1 rRNA gene is annotated in these 255 nt (G+C 53.7%); it reads left to right on the forward strand.

The features are described from left to right. Window positions 1-255: ribosomal RNA gene (locus AYO36_RS14055) — 23S ribosomal RNA — on the forward strand; the annotation flags it as partial.

The raw sequence follows: 255 nt of genomic DNA on the forward strand, positions 1-255 counted from the left end.
AGGTTGATATTCCTGTACCGCCGATCCACCGTTTGAACAATGGGGGGACGCAGGAGGATAGTGACGCATGCGGATGGAAGTGCATGTGCAAGTTTCAAGACCGTCTGATTGGCAAATCCGTCAGGCACCAAAGTCAAGGAACGACGCGGAGTCCCGTAGGGACGTAGGTCACGATTTCACACTGCCAAGAAAAGCCTCTAGTGAGGGGGAAGGCGCCAGTACCGTAAACCGACACAGGTAGGCGAGATGAGAATT

This window comes from Exiguobacterium sp. KKBO11, from assembly GCF_001644945.1.
Lineage (GTDB): Bacteria > Bacillota > Bacilli > Exiguobacteriales > Exiguobacteriaceae > Exiguobacterium_A > Exiguobacterium_A abrahamii.